This window comes from Aquiflexum sp. (genome assembly GCF_977115555.1).
Genome location: NZ_CDSBKL010000177.1, coordinates 1 through 8,115 on the forward strand (window position 1 = coordinate 1; position 8,115 = coordinate 8,115).

Sequence of the window (8,115 nt, forward strand, 5' to 3'; positions counted from 1 at the left end):
TTCTTTGGCGATTTTGCTTGGCGGGGTAGCATGAAACCGAAACTCCACAAAAAGCCGGAGGGCAGCATCAAGGATCATTTGCTTTTTGTCCATAGGGGATTGGTTAATTGGTTGTAGTTGTTGTAATTGTTATAGTGGTTGTTATAGTGGTTGTTATGGTTGTCTTCTTCGCGTTGTCAGGGTCTCGGTTTTCGCATCACGCCTCTTGTTTCTCGCTTCTCCCATCTTGTTACTTAGTACTTGATACTTAATACTTAAGTCTGATCACTGCGACTGCCAACTGCTACTCCAGAATCTCGCTTCTTGGTACTTGATACTTGGTACTTGATACTTTGTTCCTAATTACTTCACTTCTCTCCACCATAGAGAAAATGTTTGGGTACTGTCCCTGAGATTGACCTGCTCGCCTATCATCGGCGTGATGATGTTCAAATTCTCTGATTCATTGTTGGCAATGATCTTTTCCAAAGGTTCATCCCAAGGATGGTTTCCCAATACAAATTTGGAAGAGTGAACAGGGAGAATTCTTTTAGCCTTGAGTTCTTTTGCCGCTACCAAAATCTCCTCAGGCATGAGATGCACATACCGCCAAGCAGCATCGTATTGTCCATTGTCAAGAATTGCAAGGTCAAAAGGTCCATATTGATTTCCAATTTCTGAAAAATGCCTGTCATAACCGCTGTCACCTCCAAGGTAAAGGTTCATGCTTGGAGTTTTGAAAGCAAAAGAAACCCACAAGGCTTTGTTCCGGGAAAATCCCCTTCCCGAAAAATGTCTTGCAGGCAAAATATCCACAGAAAACCCCTCTCCCAATTGGACTTGCTCATTCCAATCACTCTCCACAATGATCTTCGGGTCAAATCCCCAATGTTCAAAATGAGCTCCGATCCCCAAACCGCAAATGACCAATTTGATTTTTGGCTTGAGCTTGATGATCGTCTCATAATCCAAGTGATCCCAATGGTCATGGGAAATAAACAAAATATCAATATCAGGAAAATCGTCCGGGGAGTATATATCCGAACCTGCAAAGGACTTTCCTCCAAAAGGCATAGGCGTAGCTGCCCCACTCAAGACAGGATCCATCAAAACTTTCTTTCCATCTACTTGTATGAAGTAGGAAGAATGCCCAAACCACACCAAAACATTGGATTCAGGAGACAGATTCAACAGGTCAGTCTTTACAGAAGGAAGAACATCAGTGGGAGATTGTCTTTCCTTTTTGGCAAAAAGAAAATCCCACATCACCGTAGAATAGCTGACTCCCTCGGTCAGGTCAGGTGTCACACTGAGGTTTTGGAAGGAACCGTTTTGGTAATTTGGAGAAGCTTTGATGTGCTCCAAGCGCTCACCGGAAGGGAGTTTACCGAATTTTGGCTGGTTGATAAACACCACAACCACCAATATAAAGACAATTAAAACAGAGAGGGATATCAACATTGATTTCATGACTGACTAAACAGTCAGCAAAGTTATCGGAATTTTTGGATTAAAGAAACGGCGATTTATAAATGAATAAAATTATCCTTTTGCCGGATTAGGATGAATCCCCTTGAACCTCCGGAATTCATTTAAAAAAATGTACGGGTGGGATTTAACTAATAAAATGCTTGTTTTCACCAAAATAATTATTCTTTTCCACAGCTAAAACTTTCAAATCCAAACCTCAAGAACATAACATGATGCATAATTTAGATACTCTGTAAGGTATTTTTTAATTCCTCTTTACCCCCGATTTCATTGAAAAATGTATCCTAATAACTTTCTTACTTAAAGAAAATATCCAATTTGGTCAAATAATGAATACTTATGGAGGAAATGGGGAATGAAAAAAATTTAAAAAAGTATCCTTTTGGCGATTTCTTTAATTATTCTCTCTTTTTTTCAATAAATCAGTAGCTAACAATAGCTGAATCTGAAAGATGTTCGCTTTAAAGTGTTGTTTGTTGTTATAAGTTGTACTGTATTTGGTATTTACATAGAAGGTATTTGGCTTAACCCAAAAGCCTAATCCTGCGCCAAAAATGCTCATTTGATCTTTTACACTAGTATCCCAATAAACGTCTGCTCCGGAATCTTCACCAATTTGCCAGGAATGACCGCCTTGCAGGGTAACTTCTAACCGCTCGGTAAGGTATTGGCTTATTCCATATTCCAACAAAAAACGAGTACCCGGTTTTACCTCTGCATCTTTAAGAGTACTATGCCATTCATAGGAAGGCATAATCAGTATTGCAGTTGCTTTTTGGGGTAAGGGGTAATAGTATGCAGCAGCTTGGACGACATGAGACCAGTAACCCAATCCGACATTTTCAGAGCCACCAGTTTCATATTGCCCTGTAGGAGCAACGAATAAGTATCCCGTGGTAAAATCAAATTTTTCTGAAGTCCAGGACAACATTATAGGGGCTATAGTCAAGTCCCCAAAGCCAGAAACTCCCCCGGTAATGGTTTCCCCACTTGTCAATTCACCTAACCCCACTCCTAAATTTGCTGTGGTATAATTAGGTGATGCAATGAATAAATATTGGGCATCTCCAAGGAACTCCAATTTGGGAGAAGCATAAACAAGCATCAGGCTGTTGATATAGCCTGAAATATCAACTTCGATCGGAATATTACCTATTGAAGTACTTTTATTGCCATTTCTGTCATAAAAGCTATTGGCATTAAGAAAAATATTATAGTCTAGGACAAATAACCCATCTCTTCCCGGATTGGCATAGTCTCTCACTCCTAAAATTCCAGGTAAATATCCCCCTGAAAAAACAGGGGATACTTGTGGTGTTACCTGAGCCGAAATACTTTCAATGTACAGGAAACAAATCAATAAAATAAATACTTTCTTCATTGTATGTCTAGATTATCGCAAATTCAAATTCTTGACCAGAGACCATTCATGAATAGACTACTTCGGAAATATCAAAATCAGGTTTGCTCGAAACCCCCATTCTGGTCTATTTTGATTATTCCCATAAAATACCTTTGGTCCACCGCCTATTTGTACCATTTGGTTGCCGAACTTGGTTACTTTAGCGTAATAAACACCTGCAATACCTACAAATGAGTCATTCTTCCAATCTTGAGAATTTTCAGAAGCTACTGTGTACGAAGCTCCTGTTTTTGTGGCATACGTAGCAAAAGGTTGAAAGAAAGTCCCACTAATGTCATTTAAACCGCTCCCTGCATAGGACCACATATGATTCATCAACGCACCATAGGTCCATTGACCTTTTAATTTTAATACCAAAGCATTTGGCCCTGCTCCCCATTTTTGTAATCCAAAAGTGTTGCTCGTAGCAGTAGGAAGTAATAATACAGAACCAACTCCCCATACTAACCCATTTTTCGCCTCTTTTGGAGAAAAGAAAATACTTTGGTTTATATCCCCAAGTCCAGTCTGACTCACGCCTATTTCAGTCACATTGTTTTGTGAGATAACTGGAATAATCGTTCTGCTAATCATATTCCATTTTTCATTGATTGAGATAGGAATTACCGGTTGGATATTCAGCATGTATCTAAATCCTTCAAAAGGTCCTACGTTAAATTCAAAGTTATTTTGAAAAGGCACGCTGATGAGTGAAGCAACAGGATTTGCAAGTTTTTTTGCCAATTTTTCAGCAGAAGTTGTTGTTTCCTCCTCATTTTGAGCCTTAGCATTCATGCTCAAAATGATTAAAAAAACAGCTATAATTGCCTTTAAGGAATTTTCAAGATTCATATTAATGAATTGATTTTAATTGAAAATAGAAATATTTCCACTTATGGAAAAAGGCATTCCCCTACCCGATTGGTTGGCGAGAATGCCCTCATATACTTATACCCATATTTTACTTTACCAATTCAAAATCTCCCGGCATCCAGCTCTTATCAAAATAAGCTTCTAAAGGACCGTATAATCTTAAAAGAGAATTGTAGCTTTTTCCCGGCATCGTTTGAACCCAATTTCCTTCTTTTCCTTTAGGAGCAGTTGGCCCAAACCAAACAGTATAAGAACCATCTGCATTTGGTTTAATGTCTGGACTGTTACTATCCACTCCGGCAGATTTTTGATCGGTTTCAAGAACAGAACGCGTCTGATTGTCATAAACTACGAAAGACCAAAAGTCCTTGGCAGGAACAGGACCCGGAAGGGTAACCTTATAGGTTTTGCCTCCATCAAGATAATTTCCTTCCGAATCATGCGCGCCAATCGCGTATGCTGATCCAGTACCGACTTGGGCTCTTGCCATCGCTGGAGTGATACCAGTGGCATAGTAATGAAAGATGATCCGATCATCCAATACACGTTCACCTTTGTTCATAAACTCTGAACTACCTCCTGTAAATGGTGAATACCATTGTCTTTTTCCTGGGTAGAAGTATAGACGCTCTTCACGAGGGCGGAATGTAAGAGAACGGGCAGTTGCATTACCAATGGCCACACCTTCAGTCAATATCTTCTTCATTCGAGCATCAGGAGCGAAGGGTTCACCTTTTTTAATTCCAATTGCCGCAAACTGTCCAACTAATTCAGGGTTAAAGGCATCTGCAGGCTCATATTGAATAACAGCATTCAATTCGTCATAGTAAGTGACATCATTTGCATGAACCGTGTTGATCTGAGCTCCTGAGGCATTAACTACTTTTCCTTTTGGTGGATTGGCCAACATTGAAAGCGGGTAGACTCTGAATTGTGTTCTCAAACCCAGTGTTGCTGTTTCTACATCTCCATTGGTGACCAAAGCTCTTAAAAACATCCAGTTACGATAGGTAGGAGTCTTGATGATTGTAAAACCATCAGGAAGATTCCCTTCATAATCTGGACCTACAAAAATCCATTTACCACCCTTACCTTGATTTGGACCGGTAACTCCAAGGTCAGTAACCCAACGGAAGAAAGCATCATCTACAGCTCCTACCAGCGCACCTGGTGGAACATCAACTATCATAGGCTCATCCTTCACATTAATCTCAGCGAAAGCATAAGGGGTAGAAGTATTAAAGGTAAGTGCGAGTGTTCGCGCATCCCCATAATCTTTCCATAAAACCAAATCTCCGGGATTCGCACCCGCTTGTTTCATTCCTTCCAGCATGGCATAAATGGAGGTGGCTGGCATTCCGTTCAAGAAAACTTCAACAGCTCTGGAGAGATCGAGAAAATCTATGGTTTTCTTGACAGTTGCTTCATTTGGCATACCGTCAAAGAATTCAAGATCTCCCAGCATTTCCGTCTCAACTTTGTTTGGAGTAATCAAGCTGGAAGGAACCTTTGCCTTGTAGGTTGGACTTTGAGCAAAAGTCGAGGTCATTCCGATTCCAAAAACTAGCAATACGAATGAACTGACTATTTTATTTTTATTGATAATCATACTTTTTGAGTTTGATTGAAATTGATTTTCAGATTTATTTTACTTCAATAAAATCCCCTGGTTTCCAGGTTTTGTCAAACCAAGATTGTCCCGGTCCGTAAAGTCTCAACAGTACATTCCAGCTCTTACCAGGGACCGTCTGAATCCAGTTAGATTCGTGACCTTCAGGTGCTGTTGGCCCAAACCAGACATCTACTGATGAATCAGGATTGATGACTACTCCTTCTCTTTGGCTGGAGATACTAGGGAATTTTTGGTCTGTTTGAAGCATGGAACGTGTCTGGTTGTCATAAACCACGAAAGACCAAAAATCTTGAGCAGGAATGTTAGGTGGTAAGGTTATTTTATAAGTTTTGCTACCATCTAAAGGCTTTCCTTCGGAATCTGTCGTAGCTGCAGCATATTGAGAGCCAATGCCTACCATCTTCAATGCCATGGCAGGTGTAATGCCTGTGGCGTAATAATGGAATAAAACACGTCCTTCAAGGTTACGAACTCCCGGTTGGGTTTCGAAGGTATAACTACCACCTTGGAAGTTGGTGAACCAATGTCTGTCCGGGAAATAATACGCATCGATGCGTGGTCTAAACGTAAGCGCTCGAGCGGTGGCATTGGCAACTGCCACAGCGTCGGTCAGGATCGCTTTCATTCTTTCGTCTGGTGCAAACTCTTTTCCTTTTTCAATACCTATTGCGGCTAACAATCCCAAAGTCTCTGGGTCAGAAGCTTCATTTGGCTCATATTGGACAATCTCATTTATTTCTTCATAGAAATGAAAATTGTTGGCATGGATAGTATTGAACTCCTTACCTGAAACGTTGATAAACTCCATTGGCGGTTGGTTGTCCTTATCTGCCAAGTAATAGGTTTTCCAATGTTTTCTGGCACTCTCTACAGCTTCTTTAGTACTACCGTCTTTTAAGAAACCTCTAAAAAACATCAAGTTACCATAGGTGGTAGTGTGTAAAACATGATAACCGTCTGGTATTTTACCTTCATATCCCGGAGGTACAAGTAGGTACTTTCCTCCCTGACCTTTGTCCGGTCCTGCATTTCCGAAGTCACCTACATATTTGAACCAGTGATTATCTATAATTCCCAATACATTTGGTGGGGTTTCGATTACGAGTGGGCCATTCTTAACATCTAACCATGCCATATGGTAAATACTTTCAGTATTTGGCGTTAAGTATAAAGATTTGGAGTCCATCAAATCCTCCATAACAATCAAAGCTTGATTATTGTCCGCGCCTTGTGTTGCCCAACCTGTTCTGAATCCTTCTGCAGATGCTCCGGGTACACAATTCAGAAAGGCCTCCACTCCACGTATAAAGTCAAGGTGATCATAAACCAATTTTGTTGTGGCATCATCAGGATACCCATCAAAAAAATTGAGGGTTCCAATTCGGGTTTCAACGCTTGAAGGAGTTAGGATAGACTCAGGAATTTCTGTAGTCATTGCCATTTTGGGTATTTCAACTTTGGCTTCAGAATCTTTCGTTGCTTGATCTGCCCCCTTTTGACAACTCACTAATCCAATGAGGATCAGAGGTATTATATATTTTGATTTTTTCATAATCGTAAAGTTTAAATTCTGTTTTATATGGCTATTTAATTATGTTAATTTCAATTTGACTATGCCCAAAAAAAGAAAACAATAAAAAGGAATATAACCGGATAGACGATCCGGAATGAGAAATCCAATTTTTGTGCTAATTCTAATTTATTCTTTGAAGCAAAGGTTACACTAATTAAAGCTTCCAGATATGCAATAAACACCAATAGAAGAGAAGCAAAGATGAAATGATCCATACGGGTCAGGTATGAAACTGGAGGAAGTACATTGTCCAGCTTATATAGGAATGCAATCAAAGCCAATATAGAAGTCCCTGCTACGCCCAATTGAGCCCCTACCTGTGTGGGATCTAACCAGAAAACCGCCCATGAAAGAAAAAGAATTACTATAAGTGGGGCCAATACTTTCCACCAATAAAACTGGATATACCTGCTTGCTTTAAATTCATAATCCATTCTGGGTCTTGAGATCTGTTCATTTGAATCATCAAATAAGTTGGCTCGATATGCCTGAGAGGTAGCTCCGATCTGCTCTACACTCCAATCTGAGATTGAATATTCTTTTTCTGATCCGGCATTCTCAAATATCAACTCTACCTCTTCAGGAGAATAACCAAATGAAATCAGAGTTATTCGCAATGTCTGAACATCAAAGGGGAATTCCTTAAAATCCAAAGGGCTGCTCAACTTAGCAAAATACCTCTGGGTATATTGGACAGTTTGATCAGGCATTATATAGGCGATTTCTGGAAGCCTTTTTTCGACATTTCTTGAGTTATAGATCTGAAGATTTGGTTGCCAAATTGAATTGATTGACATAGTTTCATTTTCCTTTGGCAATCTTGGATCCTTCCATTTCAAACGGACGACCACATCAAGAGTAAAACTTTGTTCTTTATTGTCAATTTCTGTAATGTCAATAAAATAGAAACTAACCAACACTTTTGTGGCTTCCCCATTGCTTTTTGGCCTAGATAATATAGAATCACCGGGTTGAGCATTGATATTGGAAAAACTAAAAAATACAATTACTATAATTGTCCATTTATTCATAATTGTATTAGTATCTTATGTCATTACTGTCTGATGGATAACGATTCTAGGCTTATCGCTTTTTTCGATTAACTTAATCTAATTAATTCATTTTTTACTTTAATTATTGTGGTTTAAATGACTGGTTTTCAGT

The 8,115-nt window shown here is 39.5% G+C and carries 6 protein-coding genes; all 6 read right to left on the reverse strand.

Annotated features, from left to right (window positions below):
* Nucleotides 1-342: 342 nt before the first annotated feature.
* Nucleotides 343-1,440: an MBL fold metallo-hydrolase gene (locus tag ACZFYI_RS11580; RefSeq protein ID WP_462524291.1), complete on the reverse strand. Its 1,098-nt coding sequence runs from the start codon at nt 1,438-1,440 to the stop codon at nt 343-345.
* Between the two features lie 424 nt (nt 1,441-1,864).
* The gene (locus ACZFYI_RS11585) at nt 1,865-2,851 is read right to left on the reverse strand and encodes a SphA family protein (protein WP_462524292.1); all 987 of its coding nucleotides are present in this window, start codon (nt 2,849-2,851) and stop codon (nt 1,865-1,867) included.
* A 57-nt stretch (nt 2,852-2,908) separates the two neighbouring features.
* Nucleotides 2,909-3,724, reverse strand: coding sequence for a hypothetical protein (locus tag ACZFYI_RS11590; protein WP_462524293.1), 816 nt, complete (start codon nt 3,722-3,724; stop codon nt 2,909-2,911).
* Nucleotides 3,725-3,833: 109 nt separating this feature from the next.
* A complete protein-coding gene (locus ACZFYI_RS11595) occupies nt 3,834-5,354 on the reverse strand; it encodes a DUF1254 domain-containing protein (protein WP_462524294.1) in 1,521 nt (506 codons plus the stop codon).
* Nucleotides 5,355-5,388: 34 nt separating this feature from the next.
* The gene (locus tag ACZFYI_RS11600) at nt 5,389-6,930 is read right to left on the reverse strand and encodes a DUF1254 domain-containing protein (protein ID WP_462524295.1); all 1,542 of its coding nucleotides are present in this window, start codon (nt 6,928-6,930) and stop codon (nt 5,389-5,391) included.
* Nucleotides 6,931-6,989: 59 nt separating this feature from the next.
* Nucleotides 6,990-7,982, reverse strand: coding sequence for a hypothetical protein (locus ACZFYI_RS11605; protein WP_462524296.1), 993 nt, complete (start codon nt 7,980-7,982; stop codon nt 6,990-6,992).
* Nucleotides 7,983-8,115: the final 133 nt, after the last annotated feature.

Coding starts and splice junctions, on each gene's coding strand:
- ACZFYI_RS11580 (WP_462524291.1), bottom strand. CDS start 1,440: ATGTTGATATCCCTCTCTGTTTTAATTGTCTTTATATTGGTGGTTGTG.
- ACZFYI_RS11585 (WP_462524292.1), bottom strand. CDS start 2,851: ATGAAGAAAGTATTTATTTTATTGATTTGTTTCCTGTACATTGAAAGT.
- ACZFYI_RS11590 (WP_462524293.1), bottom strand. CDS start 3,724: ATGAATCTTGAAAATTCCTTAAAGGCAATTATAGCTGTTTTTTTAATC.
- ACZFYI_RS11595 (WP_462524294.1), bottom strand. CDS start 5,354: ATGATTATCAATAAAAATAAAATAGTCAGTTCATTCGTATTGCTAGTT.
- ACZFYI_RS11600 (WP_462524295.1), bottom strand. CDS start 6,930: ATGAAAAAATCAAAATATATAATACCTCTGATCCTCATTGGATTAGTG.
- ACZFYI_RS11605 (WP_462524296.1), bottom strand. CDS start 7,982: ATGAATAAATGGACAATTATAGTAATTGTATTTTTTAGTTTTTCCAAT.